21 protein-coding genes are annotated in these 25,618 nt (G+C 48.0%); 8 read left to right on the top strand and 13 right to left on the bottom strand.

Translation table 11 applies throughout. The annotated features are described in order from the left end of the window. The first annotated feature begins 22 nt into the window (after window positions 1-22). Window positions 23-1,396 (top strand): APC family permease, encoded by a 1,374-nt coding sequence (locus tag VJ579_02255; protein HXK37864.1) that lies wholly within the window; start codon window positions 23-25, stop codon window positions 1,394-1,396. Between the two features lie 417 nt (window positions 1,397-1,813). On the opposite strand, the gene VJ579_02250 is transcribed toward VJ579_02255, so the two are convergent. Next, window positions 1,814-2,032, bottom strand: a complete 219-nt coding sequence (locus VJ579_02250; GenBank protein ID HXK37863.1) for a hypothetical protein — start codon at window positions 2,030-2,032, stop codon at window positions 1,814-1,816. Window positions 2,033-2,278: 246 nt separating this feature from the next. On the opposite strand from VJ579_02250, the gene VJ579_02245 reads away from it, so the two are divergent. Together VJ579_02245 and VJ579_02240 are read left to right on the top strand one after the other, a co-directional pair. Beyond that, window positions 2,279-2,890, top strand: coding sequence for a site-2 protease family protein (locus VJ579_02245; GenBank protein ID HXK37862.1), 612 nt, complete (start codon window positions 2,279-2,281; stop codon window positions 2,888-2,890). A gap of 120 nt (window positions 2,891-3,010) precedes the next feature. Then, window positions 3,011-4,408 (top strand): nitronate monooxygenase, encoded by a 1,398-nt coding sequence (locus tag VJ579_02240; protein ID HXK37861.1) that lies wholly within the window; start codon window positions 3,011-3,013, stop codon window positions 4,406-4,408. Between the two features lie 27 nt (window positions 4,409-4,435). Here VJ579_02240 and VJ579_02235 read toward each other — a convergent pair whose 3' ends face one another. The 8 genes from VJ579_02235 to VJ579_02200 form a co-directional block, all read right to left on the bottom strand. Beyond that, window positions 4,436-5,317, bottom strand: coding sequence for an MBL fold metallo-hydrolase (locus VJ579_02235; protein HXK37860.1), 882 nt, complete (start codon window positions 5,315-5,317; stop codon window positions 4,436-4,438). A gap of 67 nt (window positions 5,318-5,384) precedes the next feature. Beyond that, entirely contained in the window at window positions 5,385-5,765 is a 381-nt protein-coding gene (locus tag VJ579_02230) for a hypothetical protein (GenBank protein ID HXK37859.1), read from the bottom strand. A gap of 114 nt (window positions 5,766-5,879) precedes the next feature. After that, window positions 5,880-6,383 carry a hypothetical protein gene (locus tag VJ579_02225; protein ID HXK37858.1) on the bottom strand — a complete coding sequence of 168 codons (504 nt, stop codon included), beginning with the start codon at window positions 6,381-6,383 and terminating at the stop codon, window positions 5,880-5,882. Between the two features lie 133 nt (window positions 6,384-6,516). After that, a complete protein-coding gene (locus tag VJ579_02220; protein ID HXK37857.1) occupies window positions 6,517-7,077 on the bottom strand; it encodes a hypothetical protein in 561 nt (186 codons plus the stop codon). 97 nt (window positions 7,078-7,174) lie between these two features. Further along, window positions 7,175-8,623 carry a hypothetical protein gene (locus VJ579_02215; protein HXK37856.1) on the bottom strand — a complete coding sequence of 483 codons (1,449 nt, stop codon included), beginning with the start codon at window positions 8,621-8,623 and terminating at the stop codon, window positions 7,175-7,177. Between the two features lies 1 nt (window position 8,624). Then, complete coding sequence (locus VJ579_02210; GenBank protein ID HXK37855.1) at window positions 8,625-9,260, bottom strand: prepilin-type N-terminal cleavage/methylation domain-containing protein; 636 nt, start codon at window positions 9,258-9,260, stop codon at window positions 8,625-8,627. A 61-nt stretch (window positions 9,261-9,321) separates the two neighbouring features. Further along, a complete protein-coding gene (locus VJ579_02205) occupies window positions 9,322-11,118 on the bottom strand; it encodes a prepilin-type N-terminal cleavage/methylation domain-containing protein (GenBank protein ID HXK37854.1) in 1,797 nt (598 codons plus the stop codon). A gap of 78 nt (window positions 11,119-11,196) precedes the next feature. After that, complete coding sequence (locus VJ579_02200) at window positions 11,197-14,424, bottom strand: ATP-dependent DNA helicase (protein HXK37853.1); 3,228 nt, start codon at window positions 14,422-14,424, stop codon at window positions 11,197-11,199. Window positions 14,425-14,564: 140 nt separating this feature from the next. On the opposite strand from VJ579_02200, the gene VJ579_02195 reads away from it, so the two are divergent. Next, complete coding sequence (locus tag VJ579_02195; protein HXK37852.1) at window positions 14,565-15,131, top strand: DedA family protein; 567 nt, start codon at window positions 14,565-14,567, stop codon at window positions 15,129-15,131. Between the two features lie 2 nt (window positions 15,132-15,133). On the opposite strand, the gene VJ579_02190 is transcribed toward VJ579_02195, so the two are convergent. Beyond that, window positions 15,134-16,795 carry a ComEC/Rec2 family competence protein gene (locus tag VJ579_02190; GenBank protein ID HXK37851.1) on the bottom strand — a complete coding sequence of 554 codons (1,662 nt, stop codon included), beginning with the start codon at window positions 16,793-16,795 and terminating at the stop codon, window positions 15,134-15,136. 91 nt (window positions 16,796-16,886) lie between these two features. Between VJ579_02190 and VJ579_02185 the strand changes: the two genes are divergently transcribed. Then, window positions 16,887-17,618: a ribonuclease H gene (locus tag VJ579_02185; GenBank protein HXK37850.1), complete on the top strand. Its 732-nt coding sequence runs from the start codon at window positions 16,887-16,889 to the stop codon at window positions 17,616-17,618. Window positions 17,619-17,638: 20 nt separating this feature from the next. On the opposite strand, the gene recJ is transcribed toward VJ579_02185, so the two are convergent. Next, window positions 17,639-19,300: a single-stranded-DNA-specific exonuclease RecJ gene (gene recJ / locus VJ579_02180; GenBank protein HXK37849.1), complete on the bottom strand. Its 1,662-nt coding sequence runs from the start codon at window positions 19,298-19,300 to the stop codon at window positions 17,639-17,641. Between the two features lie 59 nt (window positions 19,301-19,359). Next, the gene (locus tag VJ579_02175) at window positions 19,360-20,025 is read right to left on the bottom strand and encodes a PHP domain-containing protein (protein ID HXK37848.1); all 666 of its coding nucleotides are present in this window, start codon (window positions 20,023-20,025) and stop codon (window positions 19,360-19,362) included. Between the two features lie 41 nt (window positions 20,026-20,066). Here VJ579_02175 and VJ579_02170 point away from each other — a divergent pair, with 41 nt between their 5' ends. The 3 genes from VJ579_02170 (at window position 20,067) to VJ579_02160 (ending at window position 23,749) form a co-directional block, all read left to right on the top strand. Next, window positions 20,067-20,480, top strand: a complete 414-nt coding sequence (locus tag VJ579_02170; protein HXK37847.1) for an HIT family protein — start codon at window positions 20,067-20,069, stop codon at window positions 20,478-20,480. A gap of 10 nt (window positions 20,481-20,490) precedes the next feature. Further along, a complete protein-coding gene (locus tag VJ579_02165; protein HXK37846.1) occupies window positions 20,491-21,189 on the top strand; it encodes an RsmE family RNA methyltransferase in 699 nt (232 codons plus the stop codon). Between the two features lie 274 nt (window positions 21,190-21,463). Continuing rightward, on the top strand, window positions 21,464-23,749 hold the full coding sequence (locus VJ579_02160) for an ATP cone domain-containing protein (GenBank protein ID HXK37845.1): 2,286 nt from the start codon (window positions 21,464-21,466) through the stop codon (window positions 23,747-23,749). A 174-nt stretch (window positions 23,750-23,923) separates the two neighbouring features. Here VJ579_02160 and VJ579_02155 read toward each other — a convergent pair whose 3' ends face one another. Further along, complete coding sequence (locus VJ579_02155) at window positions 23,924-25,582, bottom strand: FAD-binding oxidoreductase (GenBank protein ID HXK37844.1); 1,659 nt, start codon at window positions 25,580-25,582, stop codon at window positions 23,924-23,926. Between the last annotated feature and the right edge of the window lie 36 nt (window positions 25,583-25,618).

Here is a 25,618-nt window from a genome sequence, read left to right as displayed (position 1 = left end):
ACGATATAATGGAAACACTGTTATGCATACACAAGAAACACAGGAAAGAAAGATCGCCACAATCGACTCAATATTTCTCGGAATCGGAGGAACTTCTCCTGCACTCAGCATCGCCGCTGCTGCAGCAGCACTACTCTCTACGGCAGGGAATCTTGCGCCAGCGAGCATACTCTATTCGGGTCTTATGATCTTCGGAATTACGCTGTCCTTCATTCACCTCAACAAACTGAAGGTTGATGATGGAGCATCGTTTACTTGGGTCACTGAGATCTTCGGTAAGGCACTTGGCTTTCTCTCGGGGTGGGCCGTACTCGTCGCCTCGGTCATCTATCTTGTTTCTGCAGCGCCTCCCGCTGCAACCGGGATACTCAGCGTCATCAACCCTGCATTTGCAGAGAACAAAACACTCATCACCATCCTCGGCGTTGCTATTCTTTCACTTATAAATTTCATCGTCCTTCGCGGACTTCGCTTTGCAAGTAAGATTGAGACCTTCGTTACAAGCCTGAGTCTGGTCACCATGCTGTCGATCATCATTGCTGCGGCCTATCACCTTTTTGTGTTCAAAAGTGGAACACTTCCTGAATTTCCTTTTCTCATTTCTTCGTTCACTAGAGAATCATTTGTCTCGAGCACGCTTATTGCCCTCTTCTTCTTCTGGGGCTGGGATGTTGCAATGAACGTAGGAGAGGAAACATCAACTGCAAACAATGGGATTACGAAAAGTGTCTCGGCAGTCATGATTGTCGTCGCTGCGCTTACCATGCTCTCGATGATGGCTATCTACTCCACCCTCTCGCCAGAACAGATCGCTGCATCAGGTACAAATGTTGTCTTCGACGTCGCGAATATGCTTTTTCCAAAGCCTCTCGGCACTATTGCCGTCGTGACAATACTTCTCTCGAGCATCGGTGCGATTGAAGCATCGATCCTCCAATTCATAAAGACACTCTTCTCTATGAGTAGAGCAGGTGCGCTGCACAAACGTTATCAAAAAATCTACGCAAAGTGGAATAGCCCATGGCTCGCGATTCTTATCATATGGAGCGTCAGCACCGCACTCTTCATCTTCTCGGTGCATTCACACTCCGCAGCATATGTCGTGAAGGCGGCGATTAACGCAACCGTCCTTCAAGTTGCCTTCTATTATAGTATGACGGGCTTCGCATGTGCTTGGCACTATCGAAAGTCGCTTTGGAATGTACGCGACTTGCTCCTGAAGATACTGTGGCCACTCATCTCTGCACTCTTTCTTGTCTCTGTGTCACTCTATAGCATTAATACACTTGATAAGACCACGATAGCAATAGGCTTCGGTGGACTCTTCCTCGGCATCATTCCATTCATCATCAATTTAATAAACAATCAACGCATAACAAACAAACACCTCGCTTGAGGCGTTTGTTTTATAGAAAAACAGGGAGGCACATTGCCTCCCTGAGGAAGAAGAACTGATCAGCACGAGCGCGGGCCATAGTACACCGCAAGGACCACGAGTGTCCCCAAGGACGCGAATACCCCAAGGCCGAGCGAGAGCACCTTGAGCTCCCAGCGATTGTTGAAAACTCCGTTCCAGCGGTAGCAGGGAATGAGGAGCCCAACAAGATAGAACAAGCCCCAGTAAACGGCCCACATCGCGAAGACGAAAGCGAACACTAGGAGGATGGGAAGAAGGGATGGCGTAACTACGGTGTGCATCTGCACTCCTTATCAAATACCCCAAAGGGTAATGTATATATAATACAACTAATTCTTATAGTTGTCAATATATGGAATTATATGTCCTAAAAAAGTAAAACACCCATAGGGTGTTTTACTTTGCGAGCTCAATGTGCTTGTTGCCCTTGAGACAGCGTGTGCAGATCTTAATGCGGCCACCACCGATCGTCTCGGGAAGAGTTGCCCACTGAAGATTTGGGTACTTGCGGACGTTCCCCGTTGGATTGAATTTTGTTGCGCGGACGCGATTTGAGTAACCCCCTGCGACGCGGGTTCCCTTCGCACAAAGCACGCAGATATTCGTTGATGCCATACGTATAAGATTAATTGCGTTAAGTACTTGGCAGATTATCACATAAGTACGAAAAAGGCAAGGCGTTAATGGAGAAAATGCTCAATGCAGGGAATAAGGGTATAAGGGAATGAGGGAATGAGGTTAAATACAAAACAGACCAAAGTAGAAATAACCGAATTTCTTCCATCCTTATCCCCTTATCCCCTTATTCCCTTGTATTTTTTGCTTCTTCTCCCCTCCTCCTTCTTCTGCTACAATACCTCCATGACACCTGAACTCGCTATCGCTGGACTTGGAATACTTATCCTCTCGGTCATCGCCCATGAAGTCGCACACGGCTACATGGCACTTTCTCTTGGGGACCCTACCGCTCGCCTCTCTGGAAGACTCACATTGAATCCCGCAAAACACTTTGACCCCATCGGCTCTTTTGTTGTCCCCCTCTTCTCGATCCTTCTCTTTAAGGTCCCATTCGGATGGGCAAAGCCGGTCCCTTATAATCCATACAACCTGAGGAACCAGCGCTGGGGCGAAGCACTCGTTGCCGCTGCAGGGCCTGCTACAAATTTCCTTATCGCAATCATCTTTGGATTCATCACGCGCATGGCAGCGCCATATATCAGTGGTTCTATGCAAAGCATGCTGATCGCTATCGTCGACATCAATCTTGCGCTCATGGTTTTCAATCTCGTTCCAATTCCGCCGCTCGACGGATTCAAAGTATTTACCTCATTCCTCTCCGCGCGCTATGCGAAGTTCGTCTACTTCATGGAGCACCAGGGCGTAATCATCTTGCTCCTCTTCGTCTTCTTCCTCTCCAGCTATATTGCTCCTGTTATCGACTTCTTGCATAACATCATTCTGCGCGGAATCTAAACTACCCTCCTGCAGGGTTTTTTAGTAACAAACATTTGATTTATGGTGTAGTTGTTGTATGCTTCTCACAGCGCACTACAAAACAGACTTCGTGCAGTTCTTTGCCTATAGGAGGCGAACATGGATAATCATCATGAAGTCCGCGGAGGCGGAATGGGCGTTGATATCTCGACGTTTGGACTCGCAAATAAAGTTGCACAGCACGGTGGCCTCGGTACCGTTTCGGGCGTCATGGCAGACCGCATCATGGTCCGCACGCTCCAGCTCGGAGATCCTGGTGGGCACATCCGTCGAGCCCTCAGCCACTTCCCCTTCCCTGCGATTGCTGAAGAGATTATCAATCGCTACTACATCGACGGCGGCCTGCAGCCAGGACAACGATTCACACTACTGCAGCAGTTCCTCGAGCGCCCGAGTGACAAACTCATTGCGCTCACGGTCTGCGCGAACTTCGCATTCGTCTGGCTCGCCAAAGAGGGACACAATCAGCCCATCACCATCAACTACCTCGAGAAGGTCCAGCTCCAACACACCTACAACATCGTCGGTGCAATGCTCGCGGGCGTTGATGCAGTAACGATGGGCGCAGGGCTCCCCAATAAGGTGCCCGGCATGCTCGACGTGATCGCTGCAGGAGGAAATCCCTCCTACAACATTTCGCTCGATAGTGGTGGTTCTTACCTCTCTGAGTTCGATGTCAAGAAATTCTTTGGCACTTCACTCGCGGGGCTCAAGCGTCCCGACTTCATCCCGATCATCACCACCGATGCAGCAGCATCGTACCTGATGAAGAAGAGCAATGGATCGATCCAAGCCTTCGTCATCGAACGGCCTTCCGCAGGTGGACACAATGCTCCCCCGCGAGGCAGCATCGTCCTCGATGAAGAAGGAGAACCGATCTATGGTGAGAAAGATTTCGCTAATCTCGCGAAGATGCGCGAATTCGGAATCCCCTTCTGGATCGGCGGAGGACTCGCGTCCCCGGAAGGTCTTGCGTGGGCACTCGAGAACGGCGCGTCAGGAATTCAAGTCGGCTCGATCTTTGCACTCTCTCGAGACTCGGGATTACGTGACGACCTGCGACGCGAATTACTGCGAAGAATTTATCGCGGTGAAGCACGTACGCGCACTGATCTCAATCTTTCTCCGACCGGCTTCCCCTTCAAGGTGGTCGATCTCGAAGGAACGATAGCCGACCGAGCAGTCCTCGCAGGGCGCAAGCGCCTCTGCGATCAAGGACTCCTCCTACGTCCCTATGTGGACGATTCAGGAAAGATCGGATTCCGCTGCCCTGCTGAACCAATCGACAACTACGTGCGCAAGGGTGGCAAGGAAGCGGACACTGTTGGTGCCGAATGTCTCTGCAATGGCCTCTTGTCGAATACGACAAAGGCAAGCGCAGATGCACCCTCAGTCATTACACTCGGCGATGACGTATCCTTCGTTCGCAAATTGATTTCTAGTGAAGATGGCACCTATGGCGTCGAAGATGTCATGAAGTACCTTCTTCAAAAATAACATTCAGGGACCCCTCGGGGTCCCTTTTTACTTTCGCAAATACACACATGCCTCTGGAGAGCAAGAAAAATGAATGCTCCCAAGCTGACTCGTCTCAAGAATTTGTGCCCTAGTCCTCCCCATGCGATCCAGTGCTGCAGGACTTGGATGACCATAACGATTATTCTTTCCCGCAGAAATGACTACATAATCTGGTTGCACTGCTTGAAGAAATTTTTCGCTTGAAGAAGATTTCGAACCATGATGTCCTGCTTTGAGTACCGTTGTGTGCAATGCTCCACCATAAGCATCAACGAGTCTCGACTCCTCGCCTAACTCCAGGTCGCCAGTTAAAAGTACTGTTGATGATCCATATTGAATGCGCAGAACAACAGAAGCATCATTTGTTGAAAGGCTCTCCTTGCGCGCATCCTGTACTGGGTTAAGTACATCGACCACAACACCACTCCCGAGTGATAGTCGTGCACCACGCGTCAGCGTACGACGTTCGATACGCTTTGCCCCCAGCATCTCCTCAAGGCCTGCAAAATCGGCACTACTTGTATGTGTATGTCCATCGAGATAGAGCAGTGGGGTATAGCGTGAAAGCACCGCACCGAAGCCACCGATGTGATCTACATCCGGGTGTGAGGAAACCATAAATGCGATACGTCGATCAAAATACGAGAGTTCTTTATCAAGTGCATAAAGCACGGCTCCTGTAGGCGGGCCCGCATCATAAAGTAGACGATTTCCATTTGGTCCAGTGACCAGCACCGCATCACCTTGCCCGACATCAAGAAAAGTGATCTTCATTACTGCAGGAGTCCGTAGAGGCGTGAAATAGAAGACGCAAACAAAGAACATGATTGAAACGCACGCGATCGCTCGATGCGGATACTTCTTTATGACGTCGACTATTGCCTGCATTACTGAATTATAGCAGTCATTGTATGGCACAATAAAACACACAAGCATTGCTTGTGTGTTTTATGTATTATGCAGTCTTAATGAATTCACCGAGAACGGGTTCATGTTTCCCTGCGGCAATAGCAGCCTGCTGCTCCTCTGGGCTCATACGATCCCATTCGAGTTTCGTTTTCTGAAATTCCGCAATGCCCGCACTAAGCTCCTCCTCCGAAAGGCGATTTCCTTTCGGCTGTGCATCGATTGCCTCTCCAATCTTCGAAAGGACGTCTTCCATTTTCTTTGAAAGTGCCTCTTCCTCGCTAATATGTGCATTCAGCTTTGCAGCGTACTGATTCAAGCTCTCTTTGTAGTCATCTGCATTCAAAACAATTTCGTCCTCTACATGGGGAGTTACTCCCTCAGGAAGCACTTCTGCTTCGTTTTGTATGTTTGGATGTTGTTCAGTCATGTAATAATTATACCACATATTGCAAAATTGTAAATACCATAAAACATATTCTAACGTGGCGCAAGGGTAAAAAAGTGGGCCCCCAAGATGGGGGCCCAAAGGATAGATCATCGACTAAGCGATGACAAAGGACTTGTGCGCGTTCCGGCGATGAGCCTCACCGCGAAATTCGATACACAGTCCAGACTCACCATTGTCGTACACGATGGCCTCATTGAAAGCTTCGTGAACGAAATGTTCGGACAGTGCGACAAAGGCCGCCGGCAAGAACGGGGAATCCAGAGATTCACCCTCAAGCTCCCCAGCGGGCACCATGACAAAGATGAACTTGTCTCGGCGCTTTCCGTTGTAGGAAACATCCTTGCGGTCGACGAAGAGAAGCCGATGCGTGCGGAGAATATCCGTGCCGACACAAACGTCGGTCACTCGCCTCACAATCTTCTGTCCAGATGGAACAGGGTCAGGCTCACTGTGGCCGCCAGTGACGGGCATCGACCAGAGCGACTTCGGCGCAGTGCGCACCGTCAGCGCGAGGCGGATGGTATCCTGTCGCAGCGCAATGGTGCTCAGCGCGGGCTTTTCCTCTTTCTTGATTTCAGGCGAAACGGAAGTGACCATGAGGTCTCCTTGAAAGTGAGTTGATTGAGAATGAACATTGATAATATAGCACAAAATACCACTTTTGTCAATAATTCACTTTTGAGGTGGTGGTAAAAAAAATAGGGCCATGACGGCCCTATCGCTAATCGAATCACTTCATTGTGCAACCTTCTGAAACATCTTGCTTCAGCTTCCTTATTTCGTTCTTATGTGTACGTACAACGAGCCGGAAATCAAGTTCGGGGTGCGTATACTTCGAGAACTGAGCATCGAAATATACTCTTACGAAACCCGACGCAAGAAATTTGCCGTGTGGAGTACTTCGCTTTATCCCCTGCTCGATTTCACGCATCGTTTGCACAAGTACGAGCGGCACTGGAATTCCAAAACTCTGAATGACCGAGAGCAAGTGCTGCTTCTCTCTGAAGTACCCAATGATGCTCTGCACTGCACATGCGGAAAGATAGGAGGAAATATTCAAAGACCGATCAAACACGTTCTCCTTTGTGAGTCCGGTCATGCAGTGGAGCTTGAAATTATGAAGGAGCGACGTAGCCAATGTAACGGGCGCCTCGTTCACAAATCTGCGCACAGCTTTCGCGGGCAAATACCCTGTCTGCATAAATGTCTGGAGCGCTGCTGCAAAGTCCTTACGTGCAATTTGATCTTTCAGCCAACCAATTGCTCTTTCAAACTTTGGCTCATGAGTCATGGCTCACTCCAAGATGAGTGTTATCGAACATGTTCTCAATGCAAGTTAGCACGCTCGGTGCTTTTGTCAAAAAAACAAAAACCAGCAACTGCTGGTTTTATATTTCATCCCAACTGATAATCTGATATTGATCGGTCGTAAGGGGGAAGGAAGGCGGTGGGGAGTAAAGTAGATTCCCATCATACTGAACTGGCTGTGCTGCATATCCAGAATTTACGAAACCACCCGAGGTCCACACAAAGTATCCCTGCTGATTCGACACCATCATACCAAAGATCTTAAGCGAGGTGCGCTTGTAATATGTCGCACTACAGTTTGAGCTATAGTAATTTCTCCTCGTTGCACCCTTCTCTGCAATAATCGCCGCATCAATCTCAAGATTATCCGCAGAGTAGAGGCCGACGATAAAACTATTTTCAGCTATTACTCCAATTGCATCACTTCCGTCTTTATTCGTATAGAGCAGATTATTATTGATGATGATATTTGCATTTGGCTTCAGTGCTCCGCCACCCGCATTCCTTCCCGCGGCAACAGTGATGTGTGCACCATCGATTTGCCCTTCAAGCCACAAGTCATCAGTAATGAATATGATTCCATCAGCAGGAAATGGATAGTTCCCAATAAGCGTCCGTGTATTTACACTCCATATTCCCCAACCTGTTTCACTATATGTGTTGGAACAGCCCCCGGGAGTTGAGCGCACCGTGTTCACACGATAGAGGTCATAGGTGTCATTAGTCTTGAGGACCATTACATATCCCTTGGCGCCCGAGTCTGCATAATAATTACCATTGGCGATTGCTTTTGTACGCAATGAAGAAAGATCGAGAGCGAGATTATTGAAACTTATCTGCGGTGCATTGATTGTGCGTCCCGCAAGAAAGATTGAGGGGCATGATGCATTTGTATACATTGTCGGAGGAGTAGGATCACCGGTACACGACGCTCCCCACACCTTTCCATAATATGGATCTGTCGTACTCCCAATCATACTTGAGACAAGACTGTGCGCTTTGGCGGGTGAATTGAAACGCAACACACCATTTGAATAGAGCTCTCCATAAATGTCATCGCCTGCACCGTAATAGGTGCTTGTCGCGTTCGTGACGAATGCATATTTCGCATATGATGGCTTCGCAACTCGCTCCACGATTGTACGTGCTGCCGACGCCTCAGCATCAACAACACCCTTTGACTTGATTGTAACAATTGAAGATCCTGGCGGTGGCGGAGTGATAGTAAGCTCGAACTGTCCAATGCGCACACCATCCTTATCGAGGAAGTCATGTATATACGGACCAGTACTCGTCGCACCTTGTCCGTCGTAAAAATCCGTCGCATCATGCGCAAGATGCCAGCGATAATAGTCGATTCCTGCTTCGGCAGCCTGAAGTGCCTGCTCTCTATATTGACCATGCTTGGCCAATTTCACCGATGCGAGCCCCCAGCCCATGATTCCCGAAAGCATCAAAACCCCTATCGCAAGAAATGCGATGACCTGAATGAGCATTGCTCCTTTTTGATTGCGCAGGGAACGGTACATATTAGTAGTTATCTTTGAGATTGCGGAACGTTACTTGAATCGAATTAACTCGTGTGGAGGATGCAGTAGTACCGAGCGCAGCAAGCGGAAGATCAAACCGAACGAGTCGCACGCGCGCGATATCAACTGGGGCAGCAAGCGGGGTGGAACTACTCGATCCATCATAATTCTTGTCATAATAAGAAAAGATCTTTCCAAATGGTGCCGCATTGATGCCAGAAACTATTGTCGTTGTAGTCTCGGGGAGATCATATGCCCCCGTTGCAATGTTGAATTTCGTTATTCCTTTCACGAGTTGCGTGCCTACAAGTTGATAACGCACGCGCTCTGTATATTTATCAGCATCAATCGTTGTGTAGAATATCAGCGTTGAGGTCGCCGCACTCTCGATGATAGAAGCTCCATTCCATGCAGGAAGTGCACTACGCACCTCCGCAGTAAAGGCACGAAACACGCTATGCGTTTGGGATTCACTACGGAGACTCGTTTGCAATACTCGAGAAGTGCTGAATATATTTCGCTGAAAGGCAATTACTCCTGCAGAGAGAAGCCCAAGAATGAAAAGCACGACAACAAGCTCGATGATTGTGACACCGGCATTGTATGACACCTTCGATTGTTTCATGCCAACGTTCATTACTACTTCATTGTACACGACCATGAAACGAAAACAAACACTATCTGCAAGATAGTGTTTGTTAATTCGGATCAAGTTGAAAGGCTGCAGTACCCCACGGCTTACTCGTCGTCATGACGACGTTCTGTTGCTCAGTCGCATAGCCATCTTTTGATACGGTGACTGACCAGGTACCGTTATGGAGTCCTTGTGCATAGGTCTGTCCTGAAGACACACAGTCAGATGAAAACGTGAACGATACGTCATCGACGACAGGAGTCTTCGCAGAATCGGTCGTCGTAAGATAGAGTTTATATTTGAAGAATTGTTTTCCTGATGACACCGCACTGATATCTGTTGTCGTTGCAGTGTAATACGAAGTCGTTGTACCATTTGGCCCAATAAACACCCAAGGGCCACTCGTCGCATTCGCAGTTGCGAGCTGGAACTTTGCCTCTGTTCCTGCAGGCTGTACCGTTTGCGAGAAACGAAGCTGGTAGAAGTTCGTCGCAGTATCAACGCTAAAGATCGATGACTCCAGAGATCCACTTGCAGCATAGTTTCCGCCACTCTTCTTGAGCTTCACCGATCCAGCGGTACCACTGACGTCTACATTTCCATCATCTGATGCATATGCAGTGCGGTCGACAAACATTTCTTGTCCCGAGCCACCCGACCAATCAGACTGATTGAGGAATCCGCGACCAGTTGTGAGATTTTGTGTCGTTTCGCCACCCTTCTCAATCAACACGTCTGCTCCCGAAAGCGGCAGTCCCGTCACCCCGTCAATGACCGTCACTAATAGTGTATTGTCATTTGGATCTCCTGTTTGAGGCACCAATACAAGTTGCAAATTCTGAGATGCCCCGGGAAGAAGATTGAATGGTGAAAGTGGACTTACGCCCGCAAGGTCATAGCCTGTCTTCGATGCCTCGACTGTATAACTATCCCACTCCATCGAAGGGAGTGTGAGTGCCCCGCTACCGTCGGTAGAGTTCGTCTTCTGATATTTATACACGGGTTCGGTACCAATGAGCTTATTGCTGGTCAGCGTGAATGGTACATTCGGAATACGAGTACATGCTGGAGTAACACTGGTCACGTTGAGCTGTGCGAGAAGGTCGATAGCAAATGTGAGTTGCGTCACCGTCCCTGGAGCAATCGTTGCGTGCGGAAGCACAGGCTGCGTTGTTGTTGGACCATTTGGTGAATAGGTTTGGTCAAGAGAATAGCCAGCTTTGGTTGCCGACACTTGATATGCATTGATTGCAGGGATTACACCCACGAGCTGCAACATGCCATTTGCTCCAGTGACATCAGTATAATCAATCGGTGCTGTCGAGGAAGCGAGCACGACATGTACCGTTGCGCCCGGAACAGGATTTCCTGCCGCATCGATAGTACGCACAAAGAGTGAACCGAGCGTCGATGATGCCTCAAGGTCTTTTGGACCCACCTGCGCAGTGAACGACATCGGTAAGTAATCAGTACAAGAGGTGCACACAATATCAAGTTCAACTAATTTGTTGTCTGCAGGATTTGTATCTGACGGAGCAACAGCATCGAATGGAAGGTCAATATTGCGCACCATCGTGGAGACATTAAAGGTTCGAGTACTGCGCACAAGAGTTTGCGTAGGCAGCAACACTCCTGCCGGTATTCCGTTCTTAAGGCCAACGAGGTTATAAGGGAGATTACGAACGATTTCGAATTGCTCAGTTGCGAGTGCGGTCGTCGCGCTGCGCAATTGCGCGCGGTGCACGACCTTGAGCACTTCTGCGTAAGACATATAGAGTCCGATGGCAACAAAAGCAAAAATCGCAACGGAGACCACTGTCTCAATAAGCGTAAAACCTTTTTGTTGCGCACGAAAGTTCATTACCTCTATTGTACACCACAAGCTGCCCACTCCTAAGGGGACAATAAAACCCACCAGCAGATACTGGTGGGTTTTGAATTAGATTTTTCCACTAAGGAGATCTTCCTCGAAAGCATTAATACCCCTTACGCTCTGTTCATAGTGCGTAACATCAGGGAAATCAAGTGCCATAATCTTCTTATAGACGATACCAATCAAATGTGAAAGTCGCTCAAGGTCTTCATCAGCTGGCTTGAAACTCAAACTGACGACAGGCCCATCAACTGCGCTCTCGACGAATTCAAGCGCAAGCGACGCCACTGGAATCGCATGACGCGCACTCTTATTAAGGAGCAACTGATAGAACATAAGTTGCTGCTTATATTTATGCAATTTTATCTTCTCGTGCTGATCCATGCCCGGGCCATCCCAGCGCTCGCTCTCCTTCCCCGTTTTGAAGTCGACAACATGGAATTCCCCTGCTTCCTGGCGCAAAAGGTCGATCTTTCCGGAAAGTGGAGCGCCTTCGATCACCACACCTTCATTACGGAAGTCCACTTGCGCTTCATCCTCGATTTGGAAATACCCCTTCTTTGCTCCAACATATGCGGCAAGCACTTCTTCTCCGCGGCGAATTTGCTTACGTGCCTCATCCTGAGGTAGTCGCCCTTTTGCGAGTTCACGTTTAAACACCGCAATAAGTCGCTCAAGTGGCGCAGACTCCCCCGCATTATATTTCGGATAGCGCACGAGCTCGGTGAGCGCAGTATCAATAGCCGAACCAAATGTACTTGCCACACTCATCGGTTGCGGGAAGTGCAACAGGTTTTGCTCAAGAAAATATGCGGGACCATTAGCAGTCACATCAAGGAAATTATTGAGATGGGTCACTGACAGACGATAATCACTGAGCGCTTCTTTAAGCACCGCTAACTCATCCTCGACATACGGGGCTGCAGTCAAAGAAAGCACTTGTTCATGCGCGAGAATAGCTCGCGCTCCTTCTTCGGAGTCGATATCGAGTTTTGCATCTTCCTCGGGAACATCACTGATCTCGCCGAGATACTTCACTAGCTTATTATGTCCCGTCACCGAGAGTGTGTGTTTTGCACGCGTAAGTGCAACATAGAGTATACGAATGAAATCATCTTCGTCCTCTCCTGCTGGAGAGATGCGTGGCACAAGTGGTGCAGGCACCGGAGCCTTATTCGCTCGCCCACCCTTTGCCCATACGGACTCATGCGCTCCGATAATAAATACGCTACCAAACTCAAGTCCCTTACTCTTGTGTGCGGACATGACCTGTACCGCTCGTCCACCTTTGACAAATGGTGAAGTACTCACGAGGCCAATGCCCTGCTCTTTGTGGAGCGCCACGAATGGTGCAACGTCGCGCGCAAAGAGTGGTTCACCCTCACGCCAACCGCGCAGTGCTTCGATGAATGTCTTCAGCGATGCGAGGAAGGCGACATACTGTGCAGGCTTCTCCTTGAGTGCATCCTTCCCAAAGTAGTGCGTACGGAATCCCGACTCACGCATATACTCGTCGAGCAAATGTTCAAGCGGCATGCTCTCGGCGCTACCACCAAGCTTTGCAAGTAATGCAAATGCATTTTGGATCGGCGCATCCTCCATTTCCCCAATGACTTCAGACCAGCTCTTGCGCTCGTCCTTCGCACGCACTGCAATGCGAAAGAGCATCGTGCGTGACAAACCAAATGTGGGGAGTGTGAGAATTTGCGGAAGGAGTTCATCTTTGCGCACTCCCTCTCCCGACAGTGATGCGAGATAATCACAAACGGTAATCAATTCGTGAATATGCGGCTCATCGAAGACGCTCGCGCGACGTATATACGAATACGGCACACCCTCGCGCTCAAGGTACGGAAGAAAATCCTGAAGCTGCGCATGCTTGTGCGCAATAACTGCAATCTCCTTTGGATCCTCGCCCCTTGCGATTTGTGCAGCAATTGCTGCGGCGACAGCGGCAAATTCTTCAATATCTGAGCCATATTGCTTATACGTCACGTTCCCGGTCTTCAAATCCTTGTTCCCCTGCACAAGCTCCTTCGATATCTTCTTTACCGTTTCGAGACGATACGAACCCTGAAGCACCACCTTACGTGCTGCATCAAGAATATCTTTGTGTGAGCGGAAGTTCTTATCAAGCACGATCGTCTGTACATCCTTGTACATGCGCTCGAAATTGAGAATGTTCGAAAGCTCAGCTCCCTGAAACTTGAAGATAGCCTGATCGTCGTCGCCCACCACCATCACATTCGGCCTGCCCTCATGTACAGGATTCGAAGAGAGTGCGACGACCAATTTCATCTGCGCTTCATTGGTGTCCTGGAACTCATCGACAAGGATATATTGATATTGTTCTTCAAGCACATTACGCAACGTACTATTCTCCTCAAGTGCGCATCGGACATCGATGATCATGTCATCATAATCATAGAGCGCACGCTCATGAAGTGCATCCTCATAGTCTTTGTACATCGCTGCAACCGCACGCATCTTCTCGATGCGGCCGAGATCTTTGAGGACTACCACCTCATCATCTCCCTTCTCGGTGAATTTCTTTTTCCAATCTCCAAGCGGCCCCGTCTTTCCTAAATCTCGAGCTTCCTCATAAGCGACAGAAAGTGTCTTTGCGAGGAAGAGGCTATAACTTGTTCCGATTGCGAGGAGTTCGCCAAGAATCTGTTCGATAGGAGCGAGCGATTTGATCGCAAGACGATCTGGCCACGAGGCAAGCACCTTGCTTGCTTTTGGCATCTCTTTTGCATACGCTTCCACTTCTCGAATATATTCGTCCGGCGTGAAGCCCGCTGATTTGATGTGCTTAATGCGCTCCATCACGTCACGACGATAGACGAATCCCTCATCGGGATGATAGCTTGCAAGCGGATGTCGATGTGGCAACTTTACGAAAAGCTGTTCAACGATTTCTGCGCGCGCAATATCATCAGCAGCAGCATAGGTCGCTGCATTGTAAAAATATTCTGGATGCCTTCCAATCGTTGCATTACAAAATGCATGGAACGTATAAATTCCGACACGATATGCATCAGCACCGATGAAGCGCTCGAGGCGTTCGCGCATATTCACTGCACCTGCATCAGTGAAGGTCAGGCAGAGAATATTGTTTGGGGAAACGTCCCGCGTTTTCAAAATATTTGCGACACGAAGTCCAAGCACCTGTGTCTTTCCGGTACCTGGCCCCGCAACGACCATAAGTGGTCCATCAACGGTGTCCACCACCTCCTTCTGAAGCGAGGTTAAGCGCTGATAATCCTCTTCGAACTTTGGGAGCAATAGCATATGCCTATTATATTCCATAATCAGGCAGAAGGCCTGAGTTGACACGTGCCTTCCCTTATGTCCATTAACCAAATTTACCACCTCTTTCGCAACATCTACTTACGTAGGCACAAAATTGAGTCCTGTGCTACAATTTAACGATGGCACTCGAACAGATCATCTCGGGACTTTCCTATATGGGTATCTTCATTCTTATGTTTTCGAATGGAATTTTCTCTTTCCCCTCAAGTCAGGTCCTCTATATCATTGTAGGCTACTTCGTTGGAGTAGGCACACTTGCCCTCCCTACTGCTATCGTTGCAGGTGCGATTGGTAACACGATCGGCAATATTGCGCTTTATGAATTCGCGCGTGAACACGGCATGAATGCTGCACTGAAATTCCTTCCAATGAAACCCCATCATGTTGCAAAAACGGAGCGCTTTTTCGCAAAGAAAGGGCTGGGATTCCTCTTTATCGCAAAAATGCTCCCTACCCTCAAGGTCTTTGTTCCGATATTCGGCGGTATCGGCAAAGCACCTCGTATCCCCTATGCAGCGCTGATGTTCCTCGCTTCTACTGTCTGGGCTTTTATCTTTATCGAGATCGGCATGTTCTTCGGCAAGAATACCGACGTCTGGAAGCCATACTCTGGAGCACTCGCAGTCATCTCCATCCTCGTTGTCTTTTTCCTTTGGAGAAGTTACAAAAATACCGAAGAAAAATAATATCAATCATCCCAGCAAATGGTTCGCTCCGTATCGACTTTCTCCTTCCGCTGCTCCGCCACAAAAACAAAATCAAGATGATTAAACTGAATCCCTTGCACATCTGGAATTGGAGGTGCCCAAGGGATTTTTCTTTTCGCAATCTGTTTTACCTCTTCCTTGAGTGTAAAGAGCGCAAGTGGAGTAAGTGTTCCATCGTGATACCTTCTGAATATCCATACGCTGACAAACAGATAAACCGTGGCGGTGAACCATCCTGAAATATGTAGAGGTAATGCTGCATAGGGCAATTGCGCGATACCATGAGCAATATGAAGTACTGCACTGAGTGCGATTACCACAGGAAACGCAATAATCGAAAGCAACGACGGTAGCACCCATCCAATAGCAACGACTACCATTCCGCCAATTGAGAGAAAACCGATAATGAACAGGACGAGCGCATTCGCAAGAAATGCATACGAAGCAAATGACTGACTCGTATACATGATATACGGCAACACCCCCAATTGCGCTGCAAAAATTGGCGCGAGATAACTCGTAAACAGGAGCGGGATACCACGAGTAAGCAAACTGCGCTCAATGATCGGTCCAATGAATATAAGCCCGAGCATTGCGAGCACGGAAAGCTGGAAACTCGGGTCATCAAAAAGCAATAACGGATTGTACACAATGAGGAGCATCGCACCAATAAAAAGTATTCGCGGGAGACTTACCTCTCTGCGCAAAAGTGTCGCAACGAATACCAGTAGCACAATCACTAACGCACGCATTGTTGCGGGCTCCATTCCTCCAATAATTGCATAGAGGGATATAACAAACGCCGACACCATGATACCCGTGTAGAATCCAAGAAACTTTCGAATGACCCACATAACAAGCAACGCAATGATCGTGAGATTTTCTCCGGAGAGCACTACAATATGAATGATTCCTGCAATACGAAAATCATCTTGTATGTTTGCCGGGAGTCCATTTTTTCCTCCAAAGATCATTCCCATCAACAATCCACTTTCGGGGGAAGGCAACCGATCACAAATTTCTTTTATCTTTTGCTTGAAGGAAAGCAGGAGTCCAATAACAGAATTCCCTTGATCGTATCTTAAACTTTCCACGCGTGCATTATTCATTACATACATAATGCCCCGTGCATGTAAAAAGTCTTTATATCGGAACAAGGCCCCGGTTATACCTTCAAAATCTTCGGGTTCGCGAAGTATTCCTGTAAGGCGTACCTCTGTGCCGTAAGAAAGACTTGGAGCATGCTGTATGTTCGCCTGTACACGTATGTCATTTGCTTCTGTAAGTCGGACCACAAAACGCTCTGACCCATCACGAAACTCTGGCTCTCTATCTACGACACCCACCACGCTAACGAGCGTATTTACCTTTGCGCAGAGCAGAGAACAATCAAATTGATCGTGGAGTGCTGCTCCCCTAAACACTCCAAGCACAAATACAAACAATGCAATAAATAGAATGCGCGTAAGCGGGTAATTACCTTTGAATATCCGTGGTAGCACAATAAGCACACTTGTTCCGATAATCAATCCAAACATAAGTGCATAATTCGTGTATACGCCAATAATTGCGCCACACGCGAATGCAAAGAGAGAAGGCAGTAAGTAGTCACGGATGCGAGGCATCAGTTGAGTATACTCCATGATACTAGCAGCGTAATAGAGTAGTATCCCCAACATATCCACAGACGAGAGCAGAAAAGGGCCGGAGCATGGTCTATGGTATACTCAATGCATGCTTACGAAGTACACCCATATCATATTTTCCGACGGCGCCGCACTCGGGAATCCTGGCCCTGGAGGATGGGGTACTGTTGTGATTCTCTCGAAAAAAGTTGTCATTGAACTTGGAGGTGCAGAAAAACACACAACAAATAATCGTATGGAGATTATGGCACTCCTCGAGGGGCTAAGGCGTATCGGGGGAGAAAAAGGTGACATCCTCTGCTGTACCGATTCACAATATGTCATCAATGCAGTCACTAAATGGATCCACGGTTGGAAGAAAAATAATTGGATGACGAGCACGAAGACGCCTGCCCTGCACCGGGAGTTGTTTGAGGAAATAGATCAGCGCATTAGTGACCACAAGAAGCACGGAGTCATCCATTTCCAATACGTCCCTGGACACGTGGGAGTTGCAGGCAATGAGCGTTGCGACAGCATCGCAACTGCATTTGCACGCAAAGAGGAACCGGAACTTTTCAATGGATCACTTGCGGACTATGCAGTCGATGTACTCAACATCGGTATTGACCCAGAAGCCGCATCAAAGAAGAGCAGTACGAAAAAGCGTACCGGCCCAGCATATTCATACCTCTCACTTGTTGATGGCAAAGCAAAACGCCACAAAACATGGGCAGAATGTGAAGATCGTGTAAAGGGTAAATCGGGCGTGAAATACAAAAAAGCAATGTCACCGAGTGAGGAGAAGGAAATCCTCCAGACATGGGGAGTCAAAATATAAAAAGAGGCATATGCCTCTTTTTATATACGTGCCGGGAGAATATCAATAATGCGTAATCGTAACTGTACCTTGCCAAGGAATCGTGACTCCTCAACATGTGCGATCATCGTCACACTTCCACCTTTCACTAGATGTGCATGCGGATAGCTCGCTGGAGTTTTATACCAAGCAATTGCCTCCGCAGAGCGACCCAATTCATCGCTGAGCACCACCTTCAGGTGTTCTTTTGTTTTGCCGAACATCTGCACATCAGCAACACGCACTCCTTCGAAAGCGAATATCGGCTTTGGATTCCCTTCGCCAAATGGAGCGAGTGCCGTGATGGCGTTATAGGTCTCCCTCGAAACATCAGCAAGCTGCAAATGTCCGTCTGTTTCATAGAGACTATCAGGCGAAATATTCTTAGTAACCCCTTTGTGTGCCTTATTCAATGCTTTTGCAAAATCATTAATATGATCAGGATGAACACTGAAGCCACCCGCTTGTGCATGGCCACCCCGCGCAATGAACACTTCTCCAGGAACCGCATGCATCAGCTCAACGACGCTAATCGAACCATCAGAGCGGCAGGACCCTTTGATCTCATCACCATCCTGACACCATACGAATGCGGGCTTTTGGTAGCGCTCCACGAGTTGTGCCGCAACGATGCCTGCCACACCAACTGACCATCCAATCTTTCCGACAACGAGTACCTCTGGTATCTTTTTAAGTTCTGAAACTATACGGTGTGCCTCCTCGGCCATCTTCTTCGTTGCGAGCTTGCGAGAATTATTGAGATCTTCAAGTGCCTTTGCATGTGCGATCGCCTTCGCCTCATCGTCTGCTGCAAGCATATGAAATGCGGCGATAGGCTCTGCCATGCGCGATGCTGCATTGATGCGAGGCGCGATTGTAAATCCCACATCTTCCTCAGTAAGAAAACGCTGATCCACTTTCGCGGTCGCAAGCAATGCCTTAAGACCTGGACGCGCAGAACGCTTAAGCACCTTCAGTCCGAAGTATGCAAGCGCGCGATTCTCTTTCACAAGTGGCACCATGTCCGCAATCGTCGAAATGCCCGCCATATCAAGAAGCCACTTTTCCCAACCATCGGGAATATCCGCAAATCCGCCTTTCTTGAGCATTGCTTGAGACAACTTGAATGCCACACCTGCCCCACACAACATATTGTCATGATAGGTATCCCCTTCTTGCTTTGAATTGAGAATTGCGAAAGCGGGAGGAAGTACCGGCCCAGGCAAATGGTGGTCAGTGATGATGACCGTTATTCCTGCAGCATTTGCGACTTCGACTGCGGCGACATCAGTAATACCACAGTCGACCGTAATGATAAGCTGCACACCTTCCTTGATGAATTTCTCCACTGCCGCAACTGATAACCCATAACCTTCATTATGTCGATGTGGAATGTAATTACGGAAATTATCGTAACCAATCTTTACAAAGAGATCATGGAGAATGACTGAACCAGGAATACCATCACAGTCGTAATCTCCAAAGATGACAATATCCTCACCCGCACGCATTCCCGAAAGAATGCGATCAACTGCTTTTTCCATATTGAGAATGCCAAAAGGATCACGCACATCACGTGTATAGTCAGGATTCAAAAATGCCTGTTGTTCGGCAGGGCCGATAATCCCCCTATTACGCAAGAGCTGCTCAGTCAATGGATGCATGTGGCATATCTTAGCACACAGAAAGCCCCCAGAGGGGGGCTACAACACAATAAATCCTATTAGAGAAGTACGAGATATATAAAATTAGGAATGAGCTCACGAAACAGCTTGCGTGGTGATGTTGTATTTGTGAATTTCCCTGCACGGAGTGCTGCAAAAACAGCGGGAATACTCACTTGATCAACTTCGACGTTTGCATAGCTCGTATCCATGAAACGCAACTCATGAAGATCAGACGTTGCTACATAAGGAAGATTATTCTCCTTCGCGAAGGCGGCAGCCTCCTTGTTCATATCAAAGTGCTTACTGTAAAACCAAGAGCATTCGATGGCATCAAAAATCTCCTTATGTTGCTCGAGTTTATCTCCGAGGCAAAACACGGTCTTAAAGTATGGATGTGGTGCAAGAATAAAGCACTCTGGATGCTCTGCTTTATACCGTGCAAGTTGTACAAAAGACGCAATCTTCTCGACACTTTTATCTGCATTAAGTATGACCACGTGTTTACGCTCCACTGAAAGTTCAATTCCAGGAATATAGAGAATACCTCGTTCTTTGGCCGCTGCATGATATTCGGGCTTATCGATATACGCGTTATGGCACGTGAGGGCAACGCATCCGATACCGAGTCGTTTTGCTTCATCAAGCGCCGCAATGAATGAAAACTCCAAATTGTCCTCTGGGTCATCATTCGCGTGTAGATGTAAGTTTGTTTTCAGTATCATATAGACTATAATTGTAGCATAATCCTAATGACTCTATATATATGACTCCCGAAGACTGTCTTTTTTGCAAAATTGCCAATGGTAACATCCCTTCTGAAAAGATATATGAGGATGACCAAACTTTTGCATTCCTCGACATCAATCCAATCAATCGAGGGCACACTCTTGTCATCCCAAAACGACACGCAGAGAACATTATGACCATACGCAAAGAAGAACTTGCTGCAGTCATGGAGACGGTGCGTATGCTTGCACCCGTTATTCAACGCGCGGTCGATGCAGATGGCATAAACATTGGCATCAACAATGGATCAGCTGCCGGTCAAGTGATCTTTCATACTCACGTGCATATCATGCCTCGCTTTGAAGGCGATGGGCATGAGCACTGGCAAAAGAAAGACATCAGCAAAGAAAGCATTGCCGAAGCAGGTATTGCTATTCGCAAGGAACTCTAAGTAAACACATATGCGACTTCATCGATTCTATATAGGTGACCTTTTTCCAACACATGGAAAAATAATTATTGATAATACAGATTTGCTCCACCAATGGCGAAATGTTTTTCGAATGAAACATGAGGATCAAGTAATTCTATTTAACACCGCGGGAACAGAATTCACTTGTGTACTCGATGTAATTGACCGCAAATCAGCAACACTTTCTATTTTGAGTCAGGCACAAGGCAGAAAAGCAACACGCCAGCTCACACTCTGTGCAGCGCTCATCAAAAAAGACAACTTTGATTTAATCCTCCAAAAGGCAGTGGAGCTTGGGGTCACACATATTATTCCCGTCATTAGTGAGCGCAGCGAGAAGAAGGGATTAAATTTGGAACGTGCTGCACGAATCACCATAGAAGCATCTGAGCAATGTGGTCGTGTTGACGTCCCTATCGTAGAAGCACCACTTTCCTTTGACGCTGCACTCACCAGACTCACTGGAACAACAGCAATCATCGGCTTTGACCCAACAGGAAGCACGTTTGATGCACACGCTTTCGCACACAAAAGCCTCGCGCTATTTATCGGCCCCGAAGGTGGCTGGACAGAGCATGAGATAGACGCACTGCAGTCTGCGGGTCGAGTCTTGCAACTCCCCACGTTTATCTTGCGTGCGGAGACGGCAGCGATTGCAACACTCGCACTTGCCACGGCACTTTCCTGAAATATTTAGTGTATAGAGCCCACAAATACCACCACACTCAGGTGGTATTTTAGTTACTTTCTGCTACTTGCGGTGAGGCAAATATTATGACCTAATATATCGATTTTATCTATATATAGGGCCGTATTACTATCCACATGGCGAGGAGAGCTCGTAGTGTACAATTGGGAGGCATTGATGTTTCTCCTTGCGGCAAAACTTGCGCCGCGAGGAGAGACATTCCTGCATTTTTAATAGCGGCCTGTCCAATGAGTGGCGCAGGCTTTTACACACCATGAAGAACACACCAGCAAAAACTTCTTCGAAAGCGGGAGGACTCGACAGTATTCGCAAGCGCGATAATGTCATCGTTCCGTTCGACAAGACACGCATCATTAGCGCGATTGAGCGTGCAATGATCGCAACAAGCGAGGGAGACGTCACTGACGCACAGAAAGTAGCGAACCGCATCGTGACCTCACTCACAAAAATGCAGAAGTCACGCAAGAAGGGATATATCATCGACGTCGAGGACATCCAGGATGCAGTAGAGACTGAACTCATCCTCTGCGGCTATGCACGTACGGCGAAAGCTTATATCTTGTACCGCGAAGAGCACAAGAAAATTCGTGAAACAACGGGCATTGTACCGTCACGTGTACGCGAACTTGCCGTTGAAAGCAAGAAGTACTTCCGCAATGCGCTTGCAGAATTCGTCTACTATCGCTCTTACTCACGTTGGATTGAGGAGGAGGGGCGTCGCGAAACTTGGATCGAAACCGTTGATCGCTATATGGCGTTCATGCGCGAGAATCTCGATGGGAAAATTAAGGACAAGGAGTATGCAGAACTTCGCGAGGCTATCCTTGCGCATGAAGTCATGCCTTCAATGCGCCTCATGTGGAGCGCAGGTCCTGCAGCACGCAAGACAAATGTCACTGGATACAACTGTTCATTCATTGCCCCAACAAAACTTGGTGACTTCGGTGAAATCATGTATCTCTCTATGTGTGGTACTGGTGTGGGATTTTCAGTGGAGAGCCAGACCGTCCAGCAACTTCCTCAGATCAAGAAGCAGACGGGCAAGAAGCCAACTATTCACGTCGTCGGTGATTCAAAGGAAGGATGGGCAGAGGCACTCGTTCTTGGTCTCAAGACATGGTACGAGGGTGAAGATGTGCAGTTCGATTATTCACAGCTTCGTCCCGCAGGTGCACGCCTGATGACGATGGGCGGCAAGTCATCAGGCCCAGAGCCGTTGCGCTCACTCATCAACTTCTCTCGAGAGAAGATTATGCGCAGGCAAGGCAAGCGTCTTTCAAATATTGATGTCCACGATATCATTTGTAAGATTGGTGAAGTAGTCGTTTCTGGCGGTGTTCGTCGTAGTGCACTCATCTCGCTCTCTGAGCTCGAAGATCACGACATGCGTAATGCAAAGAGTGGTCAGTTCTATTTGAACGAGCCACAGCGTATGATCGCAAACAACTCTGCAGCATACATGCAGAAGCCAACCATCACCGAGTTTGTCGACGAATGGACGGCGCTTATGAAGTCAGGCTCAGGTGAACGAGGAATCTTCAACCGCGGCTCACTCATGAAGCAGCTTCCTGCACGTCGCGCAAAGAACTTCAGTGGTTATATCGATACATGTGGTGTGAACCCATGTGGAGAGATCATCCTCCGTTCGAAGCAGTTCTGCAACCTTTCTGAAGTTGTCGTTCGTGCTGACGATACGAAGGAGTCACTTCTTCGCAAGGTCCGTCTCGCTGCAATGCTTGGTACCTACCAGTCGTCACTCACGAACTTCAAGTACCTCTCGAAGGAATGGAAAAAGAACTGTGAGGAAGAGCGCCTTCTCGGCGTATCGCTCACTGGCCAGTGGGATAATCCAGATCCAATGCACGACGCTGAGCTTCTCGCTGAACTCCGCGATGCAGCAATTGAGACCAACAAGATCTACGCAAAGCGTATTGGCATCAACGCTTCTACTGCAGTCACCTGCGTGAAACCATCAGGTACCGTCTCCCAGCTTGTCGATGCATCATCAGGAATGCACCCTCGACACGCTCCATATTACATTCGCCGCATCCGCATCTCTGCAACCGACAGTCTCTTCCGTATGCTCCGCGACCAAGGAGTTCCATACAACCCAGAGGTTGGACAGAATGTTGAAAATGCAGCCACTTATGTCATCGACTTCCCCGTCAAGGCTCCTGGAGGATCAACTTTCAAGGATGATCTCTCTGCAATTGACCAGCTCGAACACTGGAAGATTGTGAAGCAGCACTACACTGAGCACAATCCATCAGTTACAGTTTCTATCGGCGAAGACGAGTGGCTTAAGGTCGCAACATGGGTCTACGAGAACTGGGATATCGTTGGCGGACTTTCATTCCTTCCACGTAGTGAGCATGTCTACCAACTTGCTCCATACGAGGAGATTACAAAGGCCCAGTTTGAAGAGCTTTCAAAGAAGTGGGAGCACATCGACTTCTCAAAGATTGTTTCCTACGAAAGGGTTGATGAGACACAGGGATCGAAGGAGCTAGCATGCTCTTCAGGCGTCTGCGAGATTTAGTATCGTAATTCGGCGAATATTGCCTTGCTTCGGCAAATGACTCAGTCGATGGGCGACGGGCCCATCTCCCTAGAGTTCATTCGCCTCCAGCAAGACAATCTTCATCCGAATTCCAATACTAAATGATTTAGCATCATATTTAGAAAAACAAAAACCGCGAAAGCGGTTTTTGTTTTATTTGTGCGACATCATGTACTTCTTGATGTCTGCGATCGTGCCGCCGACTTTTTTGCCGGGGTTCAAGATGTTCTGAGGGTCAAAGATATGCTTAGTCTGTGCGAAGAGCTCGAGCATGGCAGGAGTGAACATCATTGGCAAGTATGGTGTACGAATGATGCCATCATTGTGCTCACCGGTAATTGAACCATGATATTGATGAACGAGTGCGTATACCTTCTGCGAAAGTTCTATGATGATATCATGTGACTTTGGGTCAGCGAGATTCATAAGCGGGATGATGTGGAAGTTCCCATCTCCAACATGACCAGCAATTGTAAAGGTCAATTTGTATGGAGAAAGCAGTGTAATGAGTTCGGGAAGGAAGTGTGGAAGATCATCGACGTGAACAACGAAATCATCAATGAATGGCGCGGCTTTGAGCCCCTTTGGGTTCTTGCGCAAGAGCGCAAAACTCTCACGTCTAATGGTCCAGAATTTCTTTGCACCAAGCGCGGTATTGATAACCTCAGTCTTTGCATTAAGATCACGAAGTGACCACGCTGCAGCTCGTGCCTTTCGGAGCGCCTCCTCATCAGTATCTTCTGCAAACTCGACCATAATAATAAGATCAGGTGCTCCACCACGCACGAACATGAGGAGTTCTGGAATGAATGAGAAACCAAGTTTGAGCATGTTCATGAATCCAAGCTGTTTGAACAATTCGGGGAAGAATCGAAGTGCCAGCTTGAGTGTATTCTCATCATAAGACTCACATGACTCAGGAGAGAGTGGAAGTATACGATGCATGACTTCTGGAACATCCTTGAGACTATGAACGAATGCGACCATCATAGCGCGACGTGGTTTTGGTTTCACAAGTCCAACCTTTGCTTCATTCACAAGTGCGAGGGTACCCTGTGCTCCAACCAAGAGACGCGCAAGATCAAATGTCCCCCTCTCCTCATCGAGCACATCCCACAATGCATACCCTGCAGAATTCTTCGTAACTGTCGGAGTGCTATTTTCTATCTCTTGCTTGTGCTCCTTGAGCATTCGATGCATGTCTCGATAGATCTGTGCTTCAAATCCATTTCCAGTTTTCTTCTGCTCGAGCTCATCGAGTGTGATCTTCTTGAACTCTGCGGACGATCCGTCTGAAAGGGTCACTGAGAGCGCATGGACGTAACGATCCGTTTTACCATAACGCAGATTGAGCTCACCGCCAGAATTATTATTTATCATCCCCCCTAATGCGCAAATCTCTCGAGAAGCGGGGAAACTCGGCAGAATAAGTCCATCATGCTTTTTTGTCTCTGCATCAAAGTCGCGATAGAACATTCCCGGTTCAACAATGGCAAAGTCGACTCCTACTTCCTTGAGTTGATTCATGTACTTTGTGTACACCAGGACAACTCCAGTAGAAAGCACTCCGCCAGACATGTCACTCCCCGCTGCTCGTGCGGTAATAGATATATCTTCGCCTGTTGCCTTCTTCATCTTTACAAATCGCACAACAATCGAAACATCAGTCTCGTCCTTTGGGTAGACTATAATCTTCGGTCGCATCTCGAAAATACTCATATCGTGACTCATGCGATCGAGTGTTTGATCATCAAACACAACATCACCTTTTATAAGTGTCTGTAATTCTTTTGCCAGCTGTTCGCTCGTCATATAGCAGTATTGTATAACAAAAAACGCCTTTTGGCG

It is taken from the genome of Candidatus Paceibacterota bacterium (assembly GCA_035583355.1).
Lineage (GTDB): Bacteria > Patescibacteriota > Minisyncoccia > Phycocordibacterales > UBA6899 > JAJZQJ01.
Note: the sequence above shows the minus strand (reverse complement) of the source record. Positions and strands in the feature narration are given on the sequence as shown.

Excerpts from the sequence above, each read along its gene's own strand:
- VJ579_02210 (HXK37855.1), bottom strand. The coding sequence starts at position 9,260 with ATGAACGTTGGCATGAAACAATCGAAGGTGTCATACAATGCCGGTGTC.
- VJ579_02230 (HXK37859.1), bottom strand. The coding sequence starts at position 5,765 with ATGACTGAACAACATCCAAACATACAAAACGAAGCAGAAGTGCTTCCT.
- VJ579_02200 (HXK37853.1), bottom strand. The coding sequence starts at position 14,424 with ATGCTATTGCTCCCAAAGTTCGAAGAGGATTATCAGCGCTTAACCTCG.
- VJ579_02245 (HXK37862.1), top strand. The coding sequence starts at position 2,279 with ATGACACCTGAACTCGCTATCGCTGGACTTGGAATACTTATCCTCTCG.
- VJ579_02215 (HXK37856.1), bottom strand. The coding sequence starts at position 8,623 with ATGTACCGTTCCCTGCGCAATCAAAAAGGAGCAATGCTCATTCAGGTC.
- VJ579_02240 (HXK37861.1), top strand. The coding sequence starts at position 3,011 with ATGGATAATCATCATGAAGTCCGCGGAGGCGGAATGGGCGTTGATATC.
- VJ579_02205 (HXK37854.1), bottom strand. The coding sequence starts at position 11,118 with ATGAACTTTCGTGCGCAACAAAAAGGTTTTACGCTTATTGAGACAGTG.
- VJ579_02160 (HXK37845.1), top strand. The coding sequence starts at position 21,464 with ATGAAGAACACACCAGCAAAAACTTCTTCGAAAGCGGGAGGACTCGAC.
- VJ579_02170 (HXK37847.1), top strand. The coding sequence starts at position 20,067 with ATGACTCCCGAAGACTGTCTTTTTTGCAAAATTGCCAATGGTAACATC.
- VJ579_02220 (HXK37857.1), bottom strand. The coding sequence starts at position 7,077 with ATGACTCATGAGCCAAAGTTTGAAAGAGCAATTGGTTGGCTGAAAGAT.
- recJ (HXK37849.1), bottom strand. The coding sequence starts at position 19,300 with ATGCATCCATTGACTGAGCAGCTCTTGCGTAATAGGGGGATTATCGGC.
- VJ579_02155 (HXK37844.1), bottom strand. The coding sequence starts at position 25,582 with ATGACGAGCGAACAGCTGGCAAAAGAATTACAGACACTTATAAAAGGT.
- VJ579_02255 (HXK37864.1), top strand. The coding sequence starts at position 23 with ATGCATACACAAGAAACACAGGAAAGAAAGATCGCCACAATCGACTCA.
- VJ579_02235 (HXK37860.1), bottom strand. The coding sequence starts at position 5,317 with ATGCAGGCAATAGTCGACGTCATAAAGAAGTATCCGCATCGAGCGATC.
- VJ579_02225 (HXK37858.1), bottom strand. The coding sequence starts at position 6,383 with ATGGTCACTTCCGTTTCGCCTGAAATCAAGAAAGAGGAAAAGCCCGCG.
- VJ579_02165 (HXK37846.1), top strand. The coding sequence starts at position 20,491 with ATGCGACTTCATCGATTCTATATAGGTGACCTTTTTCCAACACATGGA.
- VJ579_02175 (HXK37848.1), bottom strand. The coding sequence starts at position 20,025 with ATGATACTGAAAACAAACTTACATCTACACGCGAATGATGACCCAGAG.
- VJ579_02250 (HXK37863.1), bottom strand. The coding sequence starts at position 2,032 with ATGGCATCAACGAATATCTGCGTGCTTTGTGCGAAGGGAACCCGCGTC.
- VJ579_02185 (HXK37850.1), top strand. The coding sequence starts at position 16,887 with ATGCTTACGAAGTACACCCATATCATATTTTCCGACGGCGCCGCACTC.
- VJ579_02195 (HXK37852.1), top strand. The coding sequence starts at position 14,565 with ATGGCACTCGAACAGATCATCTCGGGACTTTCCTATATGGGTATCTTC.
- VJ579_02190 (HXK37851.1), bottom strand. The coding sequence starts at position 16,795 with ATGGAGTATACTCAACTGATGCCTCGCATCCGTGACTACTTACTGCCT.